The following is a 21,245-nucleotide window of genomic DNA, read 5'->3' as shown; positions in this document are numbered from 1 at the left end:
ACTACGCCAGGCCATCCGCGACCTCGTCGAGCTCGTCCAGCAGGTGCCCCATGCGGTCCCGCTTGGTGCGCAGGTAGCGCACGTTCTCGGGGTGCGGCCGGGTCGGCAGGGGCACGCGACCCAGCACGGACAGACCGTATCCTTCCAGACCCGCCCGCTTTGCCGGGTTGTTGGTGAGAAGTCGCATCGTTTTGATGCCGAGGTCGGCCAGGATCTGCGCGCCGGTGCCGTAGTCGCGGGCATCGGCGGGCAGGCCGAGGTCCAGGTTGGCGTCCACGGTGTCCCGCCCGAGGTCCTGCAGCTGGTACGCCTGCAGCTTGTGCATGAGGCCGATGCCCCGGCCCTCGTGCCCGCGCATGTACAGCACCACGCCCCGCCCCTCGGCCGCGACCATCTTCATCGAGGCCTCGAGCTGGGGGCCGCAGTCGCAGCGCACCGAGCTGAACACGTCGCCGGTGAGGCACTCGGAGTGCACCCGGACCAGCACGTCCTCGCCGTCGCCGAGGTCGCCGTAGACCAGGGCGATGTGCTCGCCGTTGCCGTACTGCTGCGTGTAACCGACCGCGCGGAACACGCCATGCTCGGTGGGCAGCCGGGTCTCGGCGACCCGCTCGACCTGCTTCTCGGTGTGGCGGCGGTACGCGATGAGGTCGGCGATGCTGATCAGCGCCAGGTCGTGCTCGGCGGCGAACCGGCGCAGGTCCGGCAGGCGCATCATGGTGCCGTCGTCGTTCACCATCTCGCACAGCACGCCGGCCGGGCGCAGGCCGGCGAGCGTGGCGAGGTCCACGGCGGCCTCGGTGTGCCCGGCCCGGCGCAGCACGCCGCCGTCCTTGGCCCGCAGCGGCACGATGTGCCCGGGCCGCGACAGGTCGTCGGGGCGCGTCTCCGCCGACGCGAGCAGCTTGATCGTGCGGGCCCGGTCGGCGGCCGAGATGCCGGTGGTGCCGCCGAAGCGCGCGTCGACCGTCACCGTGTAGGCGGTGCCGCGGCGGTCCTGGTTGGTGCGGTACATCGGCGGGAGGTCCAGGCGGTCGGCCTCGGCCTCGGTGATCGGCACGCAGATGTAGCCGGACGTGTACCGCACCATGAACGCCACCAGCTCGGGGGTGGCGAACTCGGCCGCGAAGATCAGGTCGCCCTCGTTCTCGCGGTCCTCGTCGTCCACGACGATGACCGCCCGGCCGGCCGCGATGTCCTTGACGGCCCGCTCGATCGGGTCGAGGCCGGTCACCGGCGCGCTCACGACTGCGCCTTCCCGAGCAGCTTCTCCACGTACTTGGCCATGATGTCGACCTCCAGGTTGACCCGCTCGCCGACGCCCTTGGCGCCGAGCGTGGTGAGCTTGAGCGTGGTCGGGATCAGCCCGACCGAGAACGTGTCGTCCGTGACGGCCGTGACGGTCAGCGAGATCCCGTCCACGGTGATGGAGCCCTTCTCGACGATGTACCGGCTCAGCCCCTCCGGCAGCGCGAAGGTCACCGTCTCCCACTGGTCGCCGGCCTCGCGGGACAGGATCGAGCCGACCCCGTCGACGTGGCCCTGCACGATGTGCCCGCCGAGCCGGGTGGCGACGGTCGCGGCCCGCTCGAGGTTCACCGCCGCGCCGGAGCGCAGCGCGCCGAGGGTCGAGCGCTTGAGCGTCTCCCCCATCACGTCCGCGGTGAACACCCCGTCGGCGTTGTCGACCACCGTCAGGCAGACCCCGTTGACGGAGATCGAGTCGCCGTGGGCGGCGTCGGAGGTCACGGTGGACCCGCGGATCGCCAGCCGGGCGGAATCCCCCAGCTCGTCGATCGCGACGACCGTGCCGAGCTCTTCGATGATGCCGGTGAACACTGGTCACGCACCTTTCACTGTTGCCGTCAGGCGCACATCGGGCCCGATCCGGGCAAGGTCGACAACGTCGAGCGTCAAGGCCTCGGCGATGCTGGATATTCCGGCGAAGCCCAGGGCCGCGGGCCCGGCCCCGAGCAGCTTGGGCGCGAGGTAGGCGACGACCCGGTCGACCAGGCCGGCCGCCAGGAACGCGCCCGCGAGGGTCGGCCCGCCCTCCAGCAGCGCCACCCGCACGTCGCGCGCGTAGAGCTCCCGCAGCATGGCGGCCAGGTCGACGCGCCCGTCCGCCCCCGGCGCGGCGACCCACGTCGGCGCCGTGGAATCAAAAACCTTCAATCCGGCTCCGGTACCCCGGGTGCCTCCGACGACCACGCGCAGCGGCTGGCGGGCCGCGAGCTCGCCCTCCGGCGAACGCACGGTGAGCTGCGGATCGTCGGCCAGGACGGTGCCGATGCCGGCAATGATCGCGTCCACGCCGCCGCGCAGCTGGTGCACGTCGGCCCGGGCGGCCGGCGACGTGATCCACTTGCTCGTGCCGTCGGCGGCAGCCGAGCGCCCGTCGAGCGTCGCGGCGAACTTCCAGATGACGTAAGGGGTGCCCCGCGAAACGGCGGTGAGCCAGCCCTCCATGGCGTCGTGGGAGAGCTCGTGCAGTACCGAACCCATGTCCACGGCGACCCCGGCGGACCGCAACGTCTCGGCGCCGCCGGCGGCGACCGGGTTGGGGTCGCGCACGCCGACCACGACGCGGGCCACCCCCGCCGCGACCAGGGCGCGCGAGCACGGGCCGGTGCGCCCGGTGTGGTTACAGGGCTCCAGGGTGACGTAGGCGGTGGCGCCGCGGGCCCGCTCCCCCGCCTGCTCGAGCGCCCGCACCTCGGCGTGCGGCCCGCCGGCCGGCGACGTGCGCCCCTCGCCGGCGATGCGCCCGTCGGCCCCGACGATGACGCAGCCGACGTTGGGGTTGGGGCTGGTCTCGCCGAGGCTGAGGCGCGCCAGCTCGATGGCGCGTCGCATGAATGTCTCGTCGTCTGCCATGTCCCCTCCGCGTGTCCCGCTCCCGGCGTCTTGCTTGATCACAAACTGTGTGATCACACGCGGGGGGACGCCACGGAAACCGGGCCGATGGCCAGGGAGCACGCAGCAGCCCACCGGACCGCCCGCTTGACGGACGGCACCGGATCCCGCGCGCTGAACTCCCATCCGGACTTTGACCGTCGGCCCTGGACTCACACCAGGTCCACCGGCCGATGGCTTCGACCGGGTCGCGGGCTTTCGGCCGTGATGGCCGATTACCGCCGGTTCGGAATTTCACCGAGCCCCGCCAGCGCGTGGTGGGTACTTAGCCTGAGTCTTACACAGAACTGGCGGTCCTTACCCCATCCTGTCGGGGATGTGCGTCACAACTCGACGGCGCTGCGCCGGTCGACCGCCACGTAGTTGCCGTTGTGCTTCTTCGCGACCTTCTTCATCTCGGTCGCGACCGCGATGATCTCCCGCGGATCGGTGAAGGTCCCGCTCTGCGGCGTCGCGATCGCCACCCCGATCGACAGCGTCACGAGGTTGGGCTGCTGGACCTCCCCGGTCCGCGACACGACCTCGATGTACCCGCGCTCGGCGTCCACGGGGTCGTACAGCGCGTCGGAGGCGCTCTGGAACTCCAGGATGGCTTTGGTGGTCAGCTCCTTGAGCTGGTCCGGCGTGCAGACGACCAGGAAGTCGTCCCCGCCGATGTGCCCCAGGAACGCGGGCGGCAGCCCCACCTCCACCACGGCCCGGTGCAGCGCCCGGGCGAGCGAGATGATGAACTCGTCGCCACGCTGGAACCCGTACACGTCGTTGACCGGTTTGAACCGGTCGATGTCGACGTGCGACACGGCGAAGTCGCTCCCCGCCCGCGCCCGATCGGTGATCTCCCGCAGGATGCGCGTGTTCCCCGGCAGCCCGGTAAGGGGCGAAACCTCCCGATTCTCCTGGTTGCGCCGCAGCGTCGAGCGCACCCGGGCCACCAGCTCGAGCGTGTCGAACGGCTTGACGAGGTAGTCGTCGGCCCCGGCCTGCAGCCCGATCACCTTGTCGGCGGTCTGCCCGCGCGCGGTCAGCAGGATCACCGGCATGGAGGCGGTCATCGGATCGGCCCGCAGCCGCCGGGTCAGCTCGAGCCCGTCCAGCTGCGGCATCATCCAGTCGACAACGGCCAGCGCCGGCTTGTACTCCTGAATCAGCGCCAGCGCCGTGGCCCCGTCGTGCGCCAGCAGAACGTCAAACCCTTCAAGGCTGAGATTGACTTCGATGAATCGCGCGATGTCGGCATCGTCGTCAACCACGAGAATGACGTCCGGTTCAGCCATGCTTCCAGCTCGCTTCGCTCGCGCCGGGGGGAGCTCCGCTCCACCCGGACCCCCTCAAAACCTGCGGCGGCGCGCGCGGCGACGGACAGGTCCACCATTCTCGTCCGGACGGCTCGCATACGTCTAGAGCGGGCGCCTGGGCTGCGTTCCAGCTCGCTTCGCCCGCGCCGGGGCAGCTCCGCTCCGCTCAGTCTCATCCGGCCGGCTCGTACACGGCCAGACCAGCCCCGGCCCTCAGCTCCCGGCCGCGACCGCCCGCAGCTTGCGCACGGCCGCCGCCGGATCCTCCGCCCCGTACACGGCCGTCCCCGCCACGAAGGTGTCCGCCCCCGCCTCGGCACACGCGTAGATGGTGTCCTCGGCCACTCCCCCGTCGACCTCGATCCGCAGCTCAAGGTGCCCGGCGTCGACGTGCCGCCGCGCGGCCCGGACCTTGTCGAGCAGCTCCGGCATGAACGCCTGCCCGCCGAACCCGGCCTTGATGGTCATGATGAGCAGCAGGTCGAAGTGCGGGAGCAGCTCGAGGTACCCTTCGACGGCGGTGTCCCGGTCGATCGCCAGCCCCGCCCGGCTCCCGGCCGCGTGCAGATCTTTGGCAATCGCAAGGGGATCGGTCGCCGCCTCGGCGTGGAACGTGACGTTGTACGCCCCCGCGGCCGCATAGTCCACGGCCCACCGCGCCGGATCGGCAATCATGAGGTGGCAGTCGAACGGCAGCGTGGTCGCCTTGCGCAGGCTCTGCACCACGGGCAGCCCGATCGTAAGGTTGGGCACGAAGTGGTAGTCCATGACATCCACGTGCAACCAGTCCGCGGCCCCTTCGACGGCCCGCGCCTCATCGGCGAGCCGAGCGAAATCCGCAGCAAGAATCGAGGGCGCAATCACGTTGTCCGACACAGCGTGATGCTATCGGCCCCGCCTCCCGCCCGCGCCGCATGCAGCCCGTCCCGCTCCAGCCGGCCCGCGACTCGCACGCTGGGCTGTGGCCGCCGCGGGCTGCCGACCGCAACCCCGATCACGGCTTGGACGCACCCACTCCCGGCGCAGACTTCGGCACGGGCCACACGGCCCGGCATCGTCGCGGCCTAGCGCAGTCACGCCCAGCCACGGTCATCCCACGCACGGTCACGGCCCGGCCTGGTCACGACCCGGCACGGTCACAGCCAGGCACGGTCACAGCCAGGCACGGTCACAGCCAGGCACGGTCACAGCCAGGCACGGTCACAGCCAGGCGCGGCCACACGCGGACGCGGCCACACGCGGACGCGGCCACACGCGGGCGCGGCCACACGCGGGCGCGGCCACACGCGGGCGCGGCCACACGCGGGCGCGGCCACACGCGGGCGCGGCCAGGCGCTGTGCGGGGCTGAGGTCCGCTGGCCGCGGCGATGTGGTCGTGGGTCCCTCGGGTGTTGTCCGGCGAATCGGCCTCCATGGCTGCGAGAATGGTCACTATGGACGTCGTCGAGGCGATCGTTGGCGATCACGTGCGGTTCGAGCAGTTGCTGCGCGCGCTGCGGGTTCGCGATGTCCACGTCGATGCCGTGCGGGAGCGGCGGGTGGCGTTGCGGGCCGAGCTGGCGCATCTGCTGGTGGGGCACGCCATTGCCGAGGAGTCGGAGGTGTACCCGAAGCTGCGCGAGCTCGCCGGCGGAGGTGCGCACGTCGAGCACGGCGAGGACGAGCACATCGAGGGGCATCGCAAGCTGCTGGTGCTGCTGGATGTCGACGACGTGCTGGCTCCCGAGTTCGATCGGGCGCTGGGCAAGCTGGCCAACTCGCTGGCGCACCACGTCGACGAGGAGGAGCGCACGTTGCTCAACGATGCGCGGCTCCAGCTCGGCGTGGAGGCCCGCGAGGCGCTCGGGCTGGCCTGGGTGGCCGAGCGCGACCGGCTCATCGCGGACGGGTGCGGGAGCCGCGCGGCCGTCGCGGCACTCGTACCCGACGGGCGCTCGGCCTCGCCTCCGCAGCAGCGCGACCCGCTCACGCATGCTCCGGACGCGATCGGCTGAGACCCGCCCGCGGTGATGATGGATGGCCCGGCACTGCCGGGCTGACGACGTCAGGCACAGAGCGGAAGCCCGTCAGGCCTGGTGCCAGCCCGACGACCAACGCTCCGGCGCGAGCATAACCCGCACCTACGACACTTTTTGGGCCGCGCGGGAGACCCGAACCACGGACCGGCCAAGCCGTCCGGGCCGCTGCGGACGACGGCGACCAAAGTCGCCCGGCCCACTTGAACGAGAGCCCGACCGACGAAAATCAGGGCCGCCTCCGCCCCGCGAGGTGCCTACGAGGCGCGGCGGAGCAGAGCCACGAACATCGCGTCCGTGCCGTGGCGGTGCGGCCACAGCTGCACCGTAGGCCCGCTGCCGATCTCCGGAAGCGACGCAGGCAGATACGGCCGAGCGTCCACCAGATCCACCTCGATCGACGAGCGCCGCGCCGCCTCCGTGACCGAAACCTCCGTCTCGGCCTGATGCGGCGAGCACGTCACGTAGGCCACGAGGCCGCCGGGCCGTACCGCCCGGAAGGCCGACTGCAACAGCTCCCGCTGCAGCCGGGTCAGCGGCGGCAGATCGGAAGGCTGCCGCCGCCACCGCGCCTCCGGGCGGCGGCGCAGCGCGCCGAGGCCGGTGCACGGCGCGTCGACGAGGACGCGGTCGAAGGCGTCGACGGGCAGGTCCGGGTCCTTGCCGACGTCGCGGCCGTCGGCGTTGATCGTGTAGACGGGCAGGCCCGCGGTGGCCTGGGCGACCAGGGCGGCCCGGTGGTGGGCCACCTCGACCGCGGTCACGTGCGCGCCGCGGGACGCGGCCAGGGAGCCGAGCAGGCCGGCCTTCCCGCCGGGGCCGGCGCACAGGTCGAGCCAGCGCTCGTCCGGACCGTCCAGCGGGGCATCGGCGAGCACGGCGGCGACGAGCTGGCTGCCCTCGTCCTGCACGTGGGCCAGGCCCTCGCGGATCGCCGGGATCGAGCCGGGGTCGCCGCCGCCGGCGAGGACGACCGCGTACGGCGAGTAGCGCCCCACCGAAGCGCCCCGCAGCGAGGATGCCAGGTCGGCGGGGGTGATGCGGCCGGGGCGGGCACAGAGGTGTACCGGCGGCGGAAGATTGTCGGCGTCCAGCGCCAGCTCGGCCTCGTCCAGCGAGCCCAGCGCGTCGGCGAAGGCGTTCACGATCCACTGCGGGTGCGCGTGGGCGAGGGCGGCGCGGGCGACCGGGTCGGCGGGGGCCAGGCGGCTCAGCCACTCGGTGCGGTCCGCCTCGCCGACGCGGCGCAGGACGGCGTTGGCGAAACCGGCGGCGCCGGGGACCAGGGAGCGGACCAGATCGACGGTGGTGGCCACGGCGGCGTGGGCGCCGACGCGCATGTGCAGCAGCTGGTACGCGCCGATGCGCAGCGCATCGCGCACCGGTGGGTCGATGCGGTCCATCGCCCGGTCGGCGGCCGCGGCGACGATGGCGTCCAGGGTGCCGGTCTGGCGCAGCGTGCCGTACGTCAGCTCCGTCGCGAACGCCGCGTCCCGGCCGCCGACGCCGTTCTCGCGCAGCAGCCGGGGCAGGACGAGGTTGGCGTAGGCGTCGTCGCGGTGCACGGCGGCGACCGCCTCGTACGCGGCCTCGCGCGCCGGGTCGATCGCGGGGCGGCGACCGCGCGGCGGCCGCGCAAGACGATCGTCGCGCCCACCCGCCGGACGCTGACCAGGTCCGCGACGAGGAGCAGAGCGCATCAAGACACGATCTCCCCGGACTCGACCCGGGCGCCGCGCACCCACGCGTCGGCCGGCATGGGCTTCTTGCCGGGCGCGGTCACCGTGCCCAGGACGACCGGGACCGTGCCGGTGCCGACGAGCACCCGGTTGCGCTCGACCGTGAGCACGCCCGGCGCCGACGCCGGCGAGCCCGCGATGACGGTGGCGGCGGTGAGCGGCGTCACAGGGCCGAGCTTGAGCCGCTCGCCCCGGAACGTCGTCCAGGCGCCCGGCGCCGGCGTGCACGCCCGGATCCGCCGGTCGACCGCGAACGCCGGATCGCCCCAGCGCACCGCGGCGTCCTCGACGCCGAGCTTCGGGGCGTTCGTGACGCCTTCGTTCGGCTGCGGTACCGCGGAAACCGCCCCGGCGGCGATCCCGTCCAGCACCCGGACGAGCAGCTCGGCGCCCGACACCGAGAGCCGCTCGAGCAGGTCGCCCGAGGTGTCGCGGGGCCCGATCGGCTCCGTCAGCGTGCCGAAGACGGGCCCGGTGTCGAGCCCCTCCTCCAGCAGGAACACGCTCGCCCCGGTGATCTCGTCGCCGTGCAGGACGGCGTGCTGCACGGGTGCGGCGCCCCGCCAGGCCGGCAGGAGCGAGAAGTGCAGGTTCACCCAGCCGTACCGCGGAACGTCGAGGGCGGCCCGCGGTACCAGAGCGCCGTAGGCCACCACGGGAGCGCAGTCCGGCTCCAGGGCGCGCAGCTGCTCGAGGAACTCGGGGTCGCGCGGCCTGGCCGGGGTCAGCACCGGGATGCCGCGTTCGCTCGCCCACGCGCTGACCGGGGACGGGACGAGCTGGCGGCCCCGGCCGGAGGGCGCGTCGGGGCGCGTGACGACCGCCGCCAGCTCGTGCTGCGAGGCGGCGATGGCCTCGAGGGAGGGCACGGCCACGGCCGGGGTGCCCGCGAAGACGAGCCTCACCGGATGCCGAACAGTCCGTGCGGGCTGGACTTGACCACCGGCGGCGCGTCCGGGTTGTACCACTCGGCGGCCCGGATCTCCTTCATCGCCTGCTTGCGCCGCTCGGCGTCGAGCCGGTCGACGAACAGCACGCCGTCGAGGTGGTCGGTCTCGTGCTGCGCGCAGCGCGACATCAGCCCGGTGCCGACGATCTGGATCGGGTCGTGGTGCTGGTTGAAGCCCTTGGCGATGACGTTCTGCCGCCGCTTCGTGTCGACGTACACCCCGGGGATGGACAGGCACCCCTCGGGCCCGTCCTGCTCCTCCTCGTCGGGGAACTCGAGGACCGGGTTGACCAGGTGCCCCACCACGTCGTCGACGTCGAAGGTGAACACCCGCAGCCCGACGCCGATCTGCGGGGCGGCGAGGCCGGTGCCGTTCTGCTGGCGCATCGTGTCGAGCAGGTCGCTCACGAGCTTGCGCAGCTCCTTGTCGAAGTCGACGACCGCGTCGGCGGGCGTGCGCAGCACCGGGTCGCCGAACAGGCGGACGGACTGGACAGTCAAGCGGCACCTCATCTGGTCCGGAACGAGTCGTTCAAGTCTAGCCAGTGGCTGAATCGCGAGCGCTCCGGCCGAAGGGTGACGGGGAACTACCGTGGGAGCGTGTCGGACACGCCTCGCGTCTCGCTGCGGTCGTTGCTGCCCTACCTTCGCGATCACCGGGCCACCCTCGTCGTCGTCGGGGTCCTCTCCCTCCTCGGTTCCGTGACCACCCTCGCCCAGCCGCTGCTCACCAGGCAGGTCCTCGACGGCCTGCAGGGCGGGCACACCGTGTGGCGCACCGTCGCGCTGCTCGTCGTCGTGCTGGCCGCCGTCGCCGTGCTCAGCGCGGTGCGCGACTACCTGCTCCAGCGCACCGCCGAGGGGCTGGTGCTCACCTCCCGCCGGCGGCTGACCAGGCACCTGCTGCGGCTGCCGATCAGCGAGTACGACCAGCGCCGCACCGGCGATCTGCTCTCCCGGGTCGGCGCGGACACCACCCTGCTGCGCGCCGTGGTCACCTCGGGCCTGTTCGAGACGGTCACCGGCTCGGTGATGGTGCTCGGCGCGGCGACCGCGATGGTGCTGCTCGACCCGATCCTGTTCCTCACCGCCGGCGCCGGGCTCGCGGTCGGGCTGTCGGTCGCGGTGATCTTCTCCCGCCGGGTGCGCCCGGCCTCCGAGCAGGCGCAGGCCCGCATCGGCGAGATGACCAGCGCGGTCGAGCGGGCGCTGTCCGCCGCCCGCACGATCCGGGCCAGCAACGCCGAGGAGCGCGAGATCGCCACCGTCTCCGGCAGCGCCGAGGAGGCGTACCGCGCGGGCGTGCGCATCGCCCGCCTGCAGGCCCTCGTCGGCCCGGCCAGCATCGCCGCGATCCAGGGCGCGTTCCTGCTGCTGCTCGGCGTCGGCGGCGCCCGCGTGGCCGCCGGGACGATCTCCGTCGGCGACCTCGTGGCGTTCGTGCTGTACCTGTTCTTCCTGGTCATGCCGCTGGGTCAGGCCCTGCACGCCTATACGCAGCTGCAGACCGGCCTGGGTGCGCTGCAAAGAATGGAAGACATTTTGGCGGTACCCCTGGAAGCCGACGCCGGCACCAGAACCCCCGCCGGCGGCCCGGTCGCGGTGGCGTTCGACCGCGTCACGTTCGGCTATGCGTCGGCGGCCGAGCCGGTCGTGACCGACGTCTCGTTCACCGTCCCCTACGGCACCCGCACCGCCCTGGTCGGCCCGTCCGGCGCCGGCAAGTCCACGCTGCTGCAGCTGGTCGAGCGCTTCTACGACGTGACCGGCGGCGCGGTGCGGGTGGCCGGCGTCGACGTGCGCGAGCTGCCGCGGCAGGCGCTGCGGGCCCAGCTCGGGTACGTCGAGCAGGAGGCCCCCGTCCTCGCCGGCACCCTGCGGGAGAACCTGCGCCTGACCGTTCCCGGCGCGACCGAGGCGCAGATGCTCTCGGTCCTGGCCGCCGTCAACCTCACCGACATCGTCGGGCGTACCCCGCTCGGCCTGGACGCGCAGGTCGGCGAGGGCGGCGTCCTGCTCTCCGGCGGCGAGCGCCAGCGCCTCGCCATCGCCCGCACGCTGCTGGCCGCTCCCCCGATCCTGCTGCTCGACGAGCCGACGTCCAACCTGGACGCCCGCAACGAGGTGGCCCTGCGCGAGGCGATCGACACCGTCGCCCGCGACCGCACGATGATCGTCGTCGCCCACCGCCTGTCGACGGTCGTCGACGCCGACCAGATCGTGGTCCTCGAGCATGGCCGCGTCGTCGCCGCCGGCCGCCACGACGAGCTGCTCGAGACCAGCCCGCTCTACCGCGAGCTGGCCACCAACCAGCTGCTGGTCGCATGAGCGGTCCGGAGCGGAGCGGAGGGGCCGCGAACAGAAGACACAGTGCGGCGTGGGTGGTGGCCGGCCCGCCGGGCGCCGGCAAGTCCACGGTGGCCGACCTCCTGCTGCGGCTGCTGGAGCCGACGCCGGCCCTGCTCGACAAGGACACCCTCTACGGCGACTTCGTCGCGGCCACCCTGGCCGCGGCGGGGCGGCCGCCGGGCGAGCGCGAGGGCCCGTGGTACGACGCGAACATCAAGGTCCACGAGTACGCCGGGCTGGCCGCCACCGCGCGCGAGATCCGCTCGCACGGCTGCCCGGTGCTGCTGTCCGGCCCGTTCACCGGCCAGATCTCGGATCCGGCCCGCTGGTCGGCGTTCGTGGCGGCGCTGGGCGGCGAGCCGGTCCGCCTGGTCTGGGTCCGCTCCGACCCTGAGACGCTGCGCGCGCGGCTGCTGGCGCGGGGTTCGCACCGCGACGGCCAGAAGCTGGCCCGCTGGCCGGAGTTCCTGGCCGCTATTCCCCCGGACCGCCCGCCGGCCGTCGCGCACATCGAGGTCGACAACCGCGCGGGCGCCCCACCCCTGCTCGACGCCCTGCGCTCGGCGCTCGCCACGGTCCCGCCGGGCTAGCGCCTGTTTCATTACTGAGGCGGGGCTGCGGCCGGCCCAGATTCCGCCTGGCGGCGTCCCGCGAAAGCCGGGTTACAACACCGGTAGCCAGGCTTCCGCGGGCCACCGCCAGACGAAATCTGGACTCGGCCTCGCTCCCACCCCAGTAATGAAACAGGCGCTAGGCGCCGAAGCGCAGGCCGTCGATCAGGAGCGCGACCATGCGGTCGTCGCCCGGGTCCCCCGCGCACAGCCGGGACACGGCGTGCAGCAGCTCCAGGGGCTCGACGTCCTTGCGGATCTCGCCGGCCGCCGCGGCCGCCGCCAGCAGGGAGCCCAGCGCGGGCTCGAAGCGCTGCCGGAAGTACGCGGGCAGCGGCTCGAACGCCGGGTTGCCCGAGTGCAGCGCCGCGGCCAGGCCGCGCTTCGTGCCGACGAACTCGGTGAACCGGCGCAGCCAGCGGACGAGGGCCTCGAGCGGCTCGTGGGCGGCGGCCAGCGTCGCCGCGGTGTCGGCGCAGGCGTCGACCTCGTGCCGGAAGACGGCCGTGACCAGGTCCGAGCGCTCCGGAAAGTGCCGGTAGAAGGTGGCCAGGCCCACGCCGGCCCGCGACGTGATCTCGCGCACGGGGGCGTCCACGCCCGACGCGGCGAAGACCTCGCGGGCCGCCACGATCAGCGCGTCGATGTTGCGCTGGGCATCCGCGCGGACTCGGCGCGCGGGCTCGGGTGTTTGCATAAGTGAGAAGACGTTCCGTATCGTAGTAACTGATAAGACGTTCCACTTATGTTACGCCACCCGAGGGAGAGCCATGCGCTACCGCACGCTGGGCCGCACCGGCATCCAGGTCAGCCCCTACTGCCTGGGCGCCATGATGTTCGGCGCCATCGGCAACCCCGACCACGACGACTCGATCCGCATCATCCACAAGGCCCTGGACGCGGGCATCAACTTCGTCGACACCGCCGACGTGTACTCCCGCGGCGAGTCCGAGGAGATCGTCGGCAAGGCGCTCAAGGGCCGCCGCGACCGCGTCGTGCTCGCCACGAAGGTGCACGGCGCGATGGGCGACGACCCCAACCAGCGCGGCGCCTCGCGGCGGTGGATCATGGCCGAGGTCGAGCACTCGCTGCGCCGGCTGCAGACCGACCACATCGACCTGTACCAGATCCACCGGCTCGACCCGACGGTCGACCTCGAGGAGACCCTGTCGGCGCTGACCGACCTCGTGCGCGCCGGCAAGGTCCGGGCGATCGGCTCGTCGACGTTCCCGGCCTCGGCGATCGTCGAGGCGCAGTGGGCGGCCGAGCGCCGCGGCCTGGAGCGGTTCCGCGCCGAGCAGCCGCCGTACTCCATGCTCGACCGCGGCATCGAGCGCGAGATCCTGCCGGTCGCCCAGCGCTACGGCATGGGCACCCTCGTCTGGAGCCCGCTGGCGCAAGGCATGCTCACCGGCCGCTTCCGCAAGGGCCAGGAGGCCGGCACCCATCGCGCGGGGCTGCCGTTCAAGCACTACCGCGACGAGCGGCGCCTCGACGCCGTCGAGGCGCTCGTCGGGCTGGCCGAGCGGGCCGGGCACTCGCTGACCCATCTCGCGATGGCGTTCGCGGTCGCCCACCCGGGCGTGACGTCGGCCATCATCGGCCCGCGCACGATGGAGCAGCTCGACGACCTGCTGGCCGGCGCCGACCTGGTGCTCGACGACAAGATCCTGGACGAGATCGACGAGATCGTCCCGCCGGGCACGGACGCGGGCCGGCTCGACATGGCGTATGCCCCGCCGGAGATGCAGCAGGCCACCCTTCGCCGCCGCCCGGCCGGCGACCGGGCCGCCGCCTAAAGCCGCCCACGCCCGCCAGGCGGCCGCCTAAACCCGCCCGGCCGGCGACCGGGCCGCCGCCTAAAGCCGCCCACAGCCGTCCAGACGGCCGCCTAAGGCCGTGGCCGGCGACCGGGCCGCCGCCTACAGCAGGTCCAGCGGGTCGATCTGGATGCGCACCGGGTCGGCGGCCTTGCGCACCGAGCGGGCGCCGGCGGCGGCCCGCAGCGACAGGGCGAGCGCCTTGCCGGCCGAGCGGGCGGTGCGCACCAGCATCCGCTCCTGGCCCTCCGCGGCCGGCACCGGGCCCAGCACCTCGGCGCCGGCCGGCAGCTCGGCCAGCGACAGCAGCTCGGCCACCGCGGCCGGCGCCCCGGTCAGCGCGGCGATCCGCACGGCCGGCGGGAAGCCGAGCTCGCGGCGGTCGGCCAGCTCCCGCGCGGCCAGCCACGCCGGGTCGAACCGCAGCAGGGCCTGCACGGCGGCGAGGCCGCCGTCGGCGACCACCACGACCGGGGCCGCCGGGCGGGCCAGGGACGCGGCGGCGAACCAGCGGCGCAGCGCCTCCTCCGTGCCCCGCAGGTCGGCGCGGGTGAGGAAGGCCCACGTGTCGAGCAGCAGCACCGCGCCGTAGCCGCCGTCGGCCAGGGGCTCGGCGCCGGGGGTGGACACGACGAGGGTGGGCTCCCGCGGTACCGCATCCAGGATCCCGTCCCGGCCCGACGTGCGCACGACCGTGTCCGGGAACGCCCGGGCCAGCTCCTCGGCGGTGCGGCGGGCGCCGATGACCGCGGCGCGCAGGCGGCGGCCGCCGCACTCCGGGCAGGCGTGGCCGGCGGCGGGGCGACCGCACCAGCGGCACGACGGGACGCCGTCGGCGGCCGGCAGCGAGAGCGGGCCGGAGCAGTGCGAACAGCGCGCCGGGGTGTAGCAGTCGGCGCAGGCGACCGCGGGCAGGTAGCCGCGGCGGGGCACCTGGATGAGCACCGGGGCGCCGGCGGCGAGGGCGTCGCGCGCGGCGCGCCAGGCCACCGAGGGCAGGCGCGCGGCGGCCGCCTGCGGGTCGCGGGACCGCTCGTGCTCGCCGACGGTGAGGACGCGGGGCATGCGCCGGCGCAGCTCGTCGCGGGCGGCGCCGACCTCGATCGCCCAGCCGGTCTCGACGAGCTGCTGGGCCTCCGCGGTACGCCCGAAGCCGCCCACGATCGCCGCGCAGCCCTCCTGCTCGGCCCGGGCCAGCAGGACCTGCCGGGCGTGCGGGTACGGTGCGCGCGGCTCGCTGTGCAGGTCGTCGCCGTCGTCCCAGATCGCGACCAGGCCGAGGCCGGCGACCGGGGCGAACGCGGCGGCCCTCGTGCCGATGACGATTCGGGCGGTACCCCGCGACGCCGCCAGGAACCGCTTGTAGCGCTCGGCCGGGCCGAGGGCGGCCGAGAGCGCGACGTGCCGCCCGGGCCCGCCGAGGATGCGCAGCAGGGCGGCGTCGAGGCGGTCGAGGTCGCGGGCGTCGGCGACGACGATGAGCGCGCCGCGCCCGGCGGCCAGCGCCGTCGCGGCGGCCTCGGCGAGGCGGGCCGGCCAGTCCTCGCCGGGCAGCGCGGTCCAGACGGCGCGGGGCACCCGGCCGGCGGCGAGGGCCCGCAGCAGCGCCGCGCCGGCCGTGTAGCGGGCCCAGCCGTCCGCCGGAACCGCCGCCGGCTCGCCCAGGTCGGGGGCCGTCGCGGCCGGGGCCGCCTCGGCCCTGGCATGGCGCGGCGGTACGGCCAGTCGCAGCACGTCGGACAGGGTCCCCGCGTAGCGGTCGGCGATCTCGCGGGCCAGCCTGGCGACCTGCGGCGTCAGGACGGGCTCGGCGGAGACGGCGCGGTCGAGGAAGTGCAGCCGGCCCTCGTGGGTGGTCTCGGCGGTGCGCTCGAGGACGAAGCCGTCCACGAGCTGGCCGGCGAAGCGGACCCGCACACGCGTGCCGGGAAGCGCGGTCCCGGCCGCGGTGTCCGGCACGAGGTAGTCGAACGGCCGGTCGAGGTGCGGCAGGGGGCTGTCGACGCACACGCGGGCGATCGGGGATTCGTCGGCGGCGCGTTTCGCGGGGGCCGCGGCGCGGGCGGCGCGGGCGCGGCCGCCGGCGTTTCCGGCAATGCGCTCGGCGGCGGCGCGAGGCCGCGCTTCCGACTCCGGGAAGAGCGCCGGTTTAATAGGCTCCGGTAGATCTTCAACCGGTTCGGAAAATGACGTCGGCCGATCAATCCCGGGTTCGGACTGATCGGCCAACGTCGGAAGGTGCGCGAGCGGGCGTCAGGCGCCGGCGGCGGACTTCAGCTCGGCCGTGCGCGAGGCCTGCTCCCACGTGAAGCCGGGCAGCTCGCGGCCGAAGTGCCCGTAGGCGGCCGTCTGCTGGTAGACCGGCTTGAGCAGGTCCAGGTCGCGGATGATCGCGGCGGGGCGCAGGTCGAAGACCTCGTTGATGGCCTTCTCGATGCGCTCGACCGGCACGACCTCGGTGCCGAAGGTCTCGACGAACAGCGAGACCGGGTGGGCCTTGCCGATGGCGTAGGCGACCTGGACCTCGCAGCGCTCGGCCAGGCCGGCGGCCACGACGTTCTTGGCGACCCAGCGCATCGCGTAGGCGGCCGAGCGGTCGACCTTCGACGGGTCCTTGCCGGAGAAGGCGCCGCCGCCGTGGCGGGCGTAGCCGCCGTAGGTGTCGACGATGATCTTGCGGCCGGTGAGGCCGGCGTCGCCCATCGGGCCGCCGATCTCGAAGCGGCCGGTCGGGTTGACCAGCAGCCGGTAACCCTCGGTCTCCAGGCCCAGGCCCTCGAGCTCCGGCGCGATGACGTGCTCGCGCACGTCCGGGGTCAGCAGCGAGTCGAGCGAGATGTCCGGGGCGTGCTGGCTGGACACCACGACGGTGTGCAGGCGCACCGGGCGCAGCCCGTCGTACTCGATGGTGACCTGCGTCTTGCCGTCCGGGCGCAGGTAGGGGATGGTGCCGTCCTTGCGCACCGCGGAGAGGCGGCGGGCCAGCCGGTGGGCCAGCGCGATCGGCAGCGGCATGAGCTCCGGGGTCTCGTTGCACGCGAAGCCGAACATCATGCCCTGGTCGCCGGCGCCCTGCAGGTCGAGGGCGTCGCCGCCGGTGGCGCCCTCGCGGACCTCGATGGCCGAGTCGACGCCCTGGGCGATGTCGGGCGACTGGGAGCCGATCGACACGCTCACGCCGCAGGACGCCCCGTCGAAGCCCTTCTTCGACGAGTCGTAGCCGATGCCGAGGATCGTCTCGCGGACGATCTTGGCGATGTCGGCGTAGGCGGTCGTGGTCACCTCGCCGGCGACGTGGACCTGGCCGGTCGTGATGAGCGTCTCGACGGCCACCCGGCTGCGCGGGTCCTGCGTGAGGAGCGCATCAAGAACGCCGTCACTGATCTGATCGGCGATCTTGTCCGGGTGACCTTCGGTGACCGACTCTGACGTGAACAGGCGGCGTGCCAATGGTGCTCCTAGGGGCTTGATTACGGCAGTCGACAGGTGATTCCGCCAGAGTGTACGACCTGGCGCTGGAGTATTGGTCCACGGGCCGTCGGGACTTTCGGCACAGGGCTGCGGCCGCGGGCCCGGGATCAGGCGAAACGGTCAGCAACCCGATCTAAAATCCTATCTGCCAGATCGTCTTTGGAGAGCTCCGGCAGTGCTTCCTGGCTCCCGTCGGAGTCGAGGATGACGGCCTCGTTACGCTCCGCACCGAACGTCTTGGCCACGCCGACCTCGTTGACGACGATCAGGTCGGCCCGCTTGCGCAGCAGCTTCTCATGCCCGGCGGCCACGGCCCGGCTCAGCTCGGCCGTCTCGGCGGCGAACGCGACGAGCACCTGACCGTCGGGCTTGGCCGCGCCGAGCTCGGCGGCGATGTCGGGGTTGGTGACCAGCTCGAGGGCCGGCGCCTCGCCGTCCACCTTCTTGATCTTGCTCGCGGCGAACGCCGCCGGGCGGAAGTCGGCCGGCGCGGCGGCCATGACCACGGCGTCGGCCGCCTTCGCGGCGGTGACGGCGGCGACCCGCAGCTCCTCGGTGGTCTCGACCCGCACGACGTCGGCGCCGGCCGGGTCGGGCAGCGCGACGTTGGCCGCGATGAGCGTCACACGGGCGCCGCGGGCGACGGCGGCCCGGGCGATCGCGTACCCCTGCTTGCCCGACGACCGGTTGCCGATGAACCGGACCGGGTCGATGGGCTCGCGGGTCCCGCCGGCGGTGACGACGATGTGCCGCCCGGCCAGGTCGGGCGCGACGGCGCCGCGGCGCAGCAGCCGGGTGGCGGCGGCGAAGATCTCGGGCGGCTCGGGCAGCCGGCCCTTGCCGGTGTCGGCCCCGGTGAGCCGGCCGACGGCGGGCTCGAGCACCACGGCGCCGCGGGCGCGCAGGGTGGCGACGTTGGCCCGGGTGGCCGGGTGCTCCCACATCTCGGTGTGCATGGCCGGCGCGAACAGCACCGGGCACCGCGCGGTGAGCAGCGTGTTGGTGAGCAGGTCGTCGGCCAGGCCGGTGGCGGCCTTGGCGAGCAGGTCGGCGGTGGCGGGCGCGACCACGACGAGGTCGGCCTCGCGGCCGAGGCGGACGTGCGGCACCTCGTGGGCGCCGGTCCAGACGTCGGTGCTGACGGGCTGGCCCGACAGGGCGGCCCAGGTGGCCTCGCCGACGAACGTGAGCGCGGCGGCGGTCGGCACGACGCGGACGCGGTGACCGGACTCGGTCAGCAGGCGCAGCAGCTCACAGGCCTTGTAAGCGGCGATGCCGCCGGCCACGCCAAGAACCACCCGGGGGCGTTCGTCGCGGTCGGCGGCCATCGTGTCGCTCAGGGGGTCTCTTCGATGCGCTCTGCGGTCAGCAGCCCGCTGTTGATCTCGCGCAGGGCGATGGAGAGCGGCTTCTCCTGCGGCGTGGTCTCCACGAGCGGGCCCACGTATTCGAGCAGCCCCTCGCCCAGCTGGCTGTAGTAGGCATTGACCTGGCGGGCACGCTTCGCCGCGAAAATCACCAACGCGTACTTCGACGTCGTCTTTTCGAGCAGCTCGTCGATGGGCGGGTTGGTGATCCCCTGCGGGTCTGCCACGGTTCCGGCCACGGATCTAACCTCAATACTCTCTGGTAGCTAGCTCAGTGCAATTGATGGCTCTTGCGAGCGAACCTGACAACCCTACCAGAGCTGCGACAACGCCGACGCGCCCGGACCGAGATCCGGGCGCGTCGGGTGGTGTTACCGGTCCGGGGGGACCGCCGGCGGGGTCACTTGCCGCCGGCGAACTCCCCGAGCAGAGCCTTGCGCTGCTGGTCGCCCAGGCCGCGCAGGCGGCGGCTCTCGGCGATCTTCAGCTTCTCCATGATCTGCGTTGCCCGGATCTTGCCGATGCCGGGCATCGCCTGCAGCACGGCCGAGACCTTGAGCTTGCCGACGACATCGTCGGACTCGGCACGGTCGATCACAGCAGCAAGCGTCGTCTTGCCCTGCTTGAGTTGCTCCTTCAGCTCAGCGCGAGCCTTGCGGATCTCAGCCGCCTTTTCCAAAGCGGCCGCGCGCTGTTCCGGGCTCAGTGACGGGAGCGGCACCAGGTCTCCTCAGGTCCCTTGAAAAAAAGTGTTGATGGTCTAGCGCCGGGAAAACTAGCGGTCAGAAGCCATTTCGGCAACGTCAGAAGGCAAGATCGACGCCTTGTGAAGATTCGATGATCACGCAGTGACCGCAATTGCGGACGCACAGGAATCGCGTGCGCGCTGTGCCGCGGCCCGCAATGCCGACACATCCGGGCCCGCCGAGAGGACCTCGCGGGACCACGACGGCAGGACGAACGGCAACGCATCGCCGAACACGGCGCGCAGATCCTCGGCCCGCCCGCCCTGCGCGCCGAGGCCCGGCGCGAGGATCGGTCCATTGAGATCGGTCAGGATGAGGCCGGTGTCGCCGACGGTCGCGCCGATGACCGCGCCGACGTCGCCCATCGGCCGTACACCCGCGTTGACCTGCGAAATCTCGTCGACGACGGCCTGCGCGACGCTCCGGCCGCCGGCCCCGACGGCCCGCTGGACCGACGCGCCCTCGGGATTCGAGGTCATCGCCAGGACGAACGCGCCGAGGCCGTTCTGCTGGGCTTTGTCGATGATCGGAGCCAGCGAGCCGAAGCCCAGGTAGGGACTGACGGTGACCGCGTCGGCGCACAGCGGCGACGCCGGGTCGAGGTAGGCGTCGGCGTACGCGGCGGCCGTGGAGCCGATGTCACCCCGCTTGACGTCGAGAATCACGAGGCTGCCCGACCCGCGCAACTGTCGGATAGCCGACTCGAGGACGGCGATGCCCCTGGAGCCGAAACGCTCAAAAAACGCGGACTGCGGCTTGATCGCCGCGACCCGTCCGGCCAGGGCTTCCCCCGCCGTCCGAACGAACGCTTCCAGGCCATTGACATCGTCGGAGAGGCCCCAACGGGCCAGGAGGGAGGGGTGGGGGTCGATCCCGACGCACAGAGGCCCCAGGGCGTCCATGGCGGCCCGCAGCCGGGCCCCGAACCGTTCGGTCATGACGTGCTCCTCGTCGCGGCGACGGCGCCCCGGACCAGACCGGGGCCGTGATAGATGAAGCCGGTGTAGAGCTGGACCAGCGCGGCGCCGGCGTCGAGCATCCGCTGGGCGTCCTCGGGCCGGGTGATCCCGCCCACACCGATGACCGGCAGGCCGCTCTCCTTGGCCACGAACCGCACGACCTCCAGGGCCCGCGGCGCGAGCGGCCGGCCGCTGAGCCCGCCGGCCTCGGGCGTGCTGACCCCGGGCCGCTCGATCGTCGTGTTGGTCGCGATGAGCCCGGCCACGCCGAGGTCCAGGCACACGTCCAGCAGGTCGCCCAGCGCGCTGTCGCTCAGGTCCGGCGCGACCTTCACCAGGATCGGCACCGGGCCGCCCAGCGCCAGCGCCTCCGAGCGCAGCGCGCCCAGCAGCGCCGACAGGTGCGCCTTGTCCTGCAGCTCGCGCAGGCCGGGGGTGTTGGGCGAGCTGACGTTGACGGCGAAGTAGGAGCCCAGGCCGTACAGCAGCCGGAAACTGTGGACGTAGTCCTCCACGGCGCCGGTCAGCGGGGTCACCTTCGACTTGCCCAGGCTGATGCCCAGGGGCACCGGCAGCCGGCCCAGCGCCCGCAGCCGGTCCGCCAGCGCGGCCGCGCCGCCGTTGTTGAACCCCATGCGGTTGACGATCGCCTCGTGCTGCGGCAGCCGGAACAGCCGCGGCCGCTCGTTGCCCGGCTGCGCGTGCCGGGTGACGGTGCCGACCTCGACGAAGCCGAAGCCGAGGCGCGGCCAGGCGCCCAGCGCCCGGCCGTCCTTGTCCATGCCGGCGGCGAGCCCGACCGGGTTGGGGAAGTCGACGCCGAACACCGTGCGCCGGGCCCCGGGCGGGCTGTAGGCCCGCCGCGCCCGGGGTAGACGCGCCAGCATCCGCAGGGTCCGCTCGTGCACCGCCTCGGCGTCGCCGCCGCCCATGCGGAACAGTGCCGGGCGGACCGCCCGCTCGTAGAAGGTCACCGCGCTTCCCGCAGGGCCGCATGCAGCGCTGAGC

At 73.2% G+C, this 21,245-nt stretch carries 20 protein-coding genes and 1 riboswitch; of the genes, 4 read left to right on the top strand and 16 right to left on the bottom strand.

What is annotated here, in order from left to right:
- Position 1: 1 nt before the first annotated feature.
- The 5 genes from ACQEVU_RS06060 to rpe form a co-directional block, all read right to left on the bottom strand.
- On the bottom strand, positions 2–1,246 hold the full coding sequence (locus ACQEVU_RS06060; protein WP_433321542.1) for a bifunctional 3,4-dihydroxy-2-butanone-4-phosphate synthase/GTP cyclohydrolase II: 1,245 nt from the start codon (positions 1,244–1,246) through the stop codon (positions 2–4).
- Positions 1,243–1,839, bottom strand: a complete 597-nt coding sequence (locus ACQEVU_RS06055; RefSeq protein WP_433321541.1) for a riboflavin synthase — start codon at positions 1,837–1,839, stop codon at positions 1,243–1,245. The genes ACQEVU_RS06060 and ACQEVU_RS06055 overlap by 4 nt, the downstream gene beginning before the upstream one ends.
- 3 nt (positions 1,840–1,842) lie before the next feature.
- A complete protein-coding gene (ribD, locus tag ACQEVU_RS06050) occupies positions 1,843–2,877 on the bottom strand; it encodes a bifunctional diaminohydroxyphosphoribosylaminopyrimidine deaminase/5-amino-6-(5-phosphoribosylamino)uracil reductase RibD (protein ID WP_433321540.1) in 1,035 nt (344 codons plus the stop codon).
- Between the two features lie 148 nt (positions 2,878–3,025).
- Positions 3,026–3,172, bottom strand: a riboswitch (FMN riboswitch).
- 67 nt (positions 3,173–3,239) lie between these two features.
- Positions 3,240–4,190, bottom strand: coding sequence for a GGDEF domain-containing response regulator (locus tag ACQEVU_RS06045; protein WP_433321539.1), 951 nt, complete (start codon positions 4,188–4,190; stop codon positions 3,240–3,242).
- A gap of 234 nt (positions 4,191–4,424) precedes the next feature.
- The gene (rpe, locus tag ACQEVU_RS06040) at positions 4,425–5,087 is read right to left on the bottom strand and encodes a ribulose-phosphate 3-epimerase (protein WP_433321538.1); all 663 of its coding nucleotides are present in this window, start codon (positions 5,085–5,087) and stop codon (positions 4,425–4,427) included.
- 557 nt (positions 5,088–5,644) lie between these two features.
- Between rpe and ACQEVU_RS06035 the strand changes: the two genes are divergently transcribed.
- Complete coding sequence (locus tag ACQEVU_RS06035; RefSeq protein WP_433321537.1) at positions 5,645–6,205, top strand: hemerythrin domain-containing protein; 561 nt, start codon at positions 5,645–5,647, stop codon at positions 6,203–6,205.
- A 278-nt stretch (positions 6,206–6,483) separates the two neighbouring features.
- Here ACQEVU_RS06035 and ACQEVU_RS06030 read toward each other — a convergent pair whose 3' ends face one another.
- The 3 genes from ACQEVU_RS06030 to def are packed head-to-tail and all read right to left on the bottom strand — an operon-like array spanning position 6,484 to position 9,415.
- On the bottom strand, positions 6,484–7,926 hold the full coding sequence (locus ACQEVU_RS06030) for an RsmB/NOP family class I SAM-dependent RNA methyltransferase (RefSeq protein ID WP_433321536.1): 1,443 nt from the start codon (positions 7,924–7,926) through the stop codon (positions 6,484–6,486).
- Positions 7,926–8,870: a methionyl-tRNA formyltransferase gene (fmt, locus tag ACQEVU_RS06025; RefSeq protein WP_433321535.1), complete on the bottom strand. Its 945-nt coding sequence runs from the start codon at positions 8,868–8,870 to the stop codon at positions 7,926–7,928. The genes ACQEVU_RS06030 and fmt overlap by 1 nt, the downstream gene beginning before the upstream one ends.
- Positions 8,867–9,415, bottom strand: coding sequence for a peptide deformylase (gene def / locus ACQEVU_RS06020; protein WP_433321534.1), 549 nt, complete (start codon positions 9,413–9,415; stop codon positions 8,867–8,869). The genes fmt and def overlap by 4 nt, the downstream gene beginning before the upstream one ends.
- 99 nt (positions 9,416–9,514) lie before the next feature.
- Between def and ACQEVU_RS06015 the strand changes: the two genes are divergently transcribed.
- Complete coding sequence (locus tag ACQEVU_RS06015; protein WP_433321533.1) at positions 9,515–11,242, top strand: ABC transporter ATP-binding protein; 1,728 nt, start codon at positions 9,515–9,517, stop codon at positions 11,240–11,242.
- A gap of 53 nt (positions 11,243–11,295) precedes the next feature.
- Positions 11,296–11,853 carry an AAA family ATPase gene (locus ACQEVU_RS06010; protein ID WP_433321532.1) on the top strand — a complete coding sequence of 186 codons (558 nt, stop codon included), beginning with the start codon at positions 11,296–11,298 and terminating at the stop codon, positions 11,851–11,853.
- A gap of 160 nt (positions 11,854–12,013) precedes the next feature.
- Here the strand turns inward: ACQEVU_RS06010 and ACQEVU_RS06005 are convergent, their stop codons facing one another.
- The gene (locus ACQEVU_RS06005; protein WP_433321531.1) at positions 12,014–12,571 is read right to left on the bottom strand and encodes a TetR/AcrR family transcriptional regulator; all 558 of its coding nucleotides are present in this window, start codon (positions 12,569–12,571) and stop codon (positions 12,014–12,016) included.
- Positions 12,572–12,644: 73 nt separating this feature from the next.
- On the opposite strand from ACQEVU_RS06005, the gene ACQEVU_RS06000 reads away from it, so the two are divergent.
- On the top strand, positions 12,645–13,673 hold the full coding sequence (locus ACQEVU_RS06000; protein ID WP_433321530.1) for an aldo/keto reductase: 1,029 nt from the start codon (positions 12,645–12,647) through the stop codon (positions 13,671–13,673).
- 123 nt (positions 13,674–13,796) lie between these two features.
- Here ACQEVU_RS06000 and ACQEVU_RS05995 read toward each other — a convergent pair whose 3' ends face one another.
- The 7 genes from ACQEVU_RS05995 to ACQEVU_RS05965 all read right to left on the bottom strand — a co-directional run bounded on the left by ACQEVU_RS05995 (position 13,797) and on the right by ACQEVU_RS05965 (position 21,211).
- On the bottom strand, positions 13,797–15,704 hold the full coding sequence (locus ACQEVU_RS05995; RefSeq protein WP_433321529.1) for a primosomal protein N': 1,908 nt from the start codon (positions 15,702–15,704) through the stop codon (positions 13,797–13,799).
- A gap of 243 nt (positions 15,705–15,947) precedes the next feature.
- Positions 15,948–17,144 (bottom strand): methionine adenosyltransferase, encoded by a 1,197-nt coding sequence (metK, locus tag ACQEVU_RS05990; RefSeq protein WP_433321528.1) that lies wholly within the window; start codon positions 17,142–17,144, stop codon positions 15,948–15,950.
- Between the two features lie 128 nt (positions 17,145–17,272).
- Positions 17,273–18,493, bottom strand: coding sequence for a bifunctional phosphopantothenoylcysteine decarboxylase/phosphopantothenate--cysteine ligase CoaBC (coaBC, locus tag ACQEVU_RS05985; protein WP_433321527.1), 1,221 nt, complete (start codon positions 18,491–18,493; stop codon positions 17,273–17,275).
- A gap of 8 nt (positions 18,494–18,501) precedes the next feature.
- On the bottom strand, positions 18,502–18,771 hold the full coding sequence (gene rpoZ / locus ACQEVU_RS05980; RefSeq protein WP_344616982.1) for a DNA-directed RNA polymerase subunit omega: 270 nt from the start codon (positions 18,769–18,771) through the stop codon (positions 18,502–18,504).
- 161 nt (positions 18,772–18,932) lie between these two features.
- Complete coding sequence (gene mihF, locus ACQEVU_RS05975) at positions 18,933–19,253, bottom strand: integration host factor, actinobacterial type (protein ID WP_190253177.1); 321 nt, start codon at positions 19,251–19,253, stop codon at positions 18,933–18,935.
- Between the two features lie 120 nt (positions 19,254–19,373).
- A complete protein-coding gene (gene pyrF, locus ACQEVU_RS05970) occupies positions 19,374–20,216 on the bottom strand; it encodes an orotidine-5'-phosphate decarboxylase (RefSeq protein ID WP_433321526.1) in 843 nt (280 codons plus the stop codon).
- Positions 20,213–21,211: a quinone-dependent dihydroorotate dehydrogenase gene (locus ACQEVU_RS05965; protein ID WP_433321525.1), complete on the bottom strand. Its 999-nt coding sequence runs from the start codon at positions 21,209–21,211 to the stop codon at positions 20,213–20,215. The genes pyrF and ACQEVU_RS05965 overlap by 4 nt, the downstream gene beginning before the upstream one ends.
- Positions 21,212–21,245: the final 34 nt, after the last annotated feature.

This window comes from Dactylosporangium sp. CA-139066 (assembly GCF_050936175.1).
Lineage (GTDB): Bacteria > Actinomycetota > Actinomycetes > Mycobacteriales > Micromonosporaceae > Dactylosporangium.
Note: the sequence above shows the minus strand (reverse complement) of the source record. Positions and strands in the feature narration are given on the sequence as shown.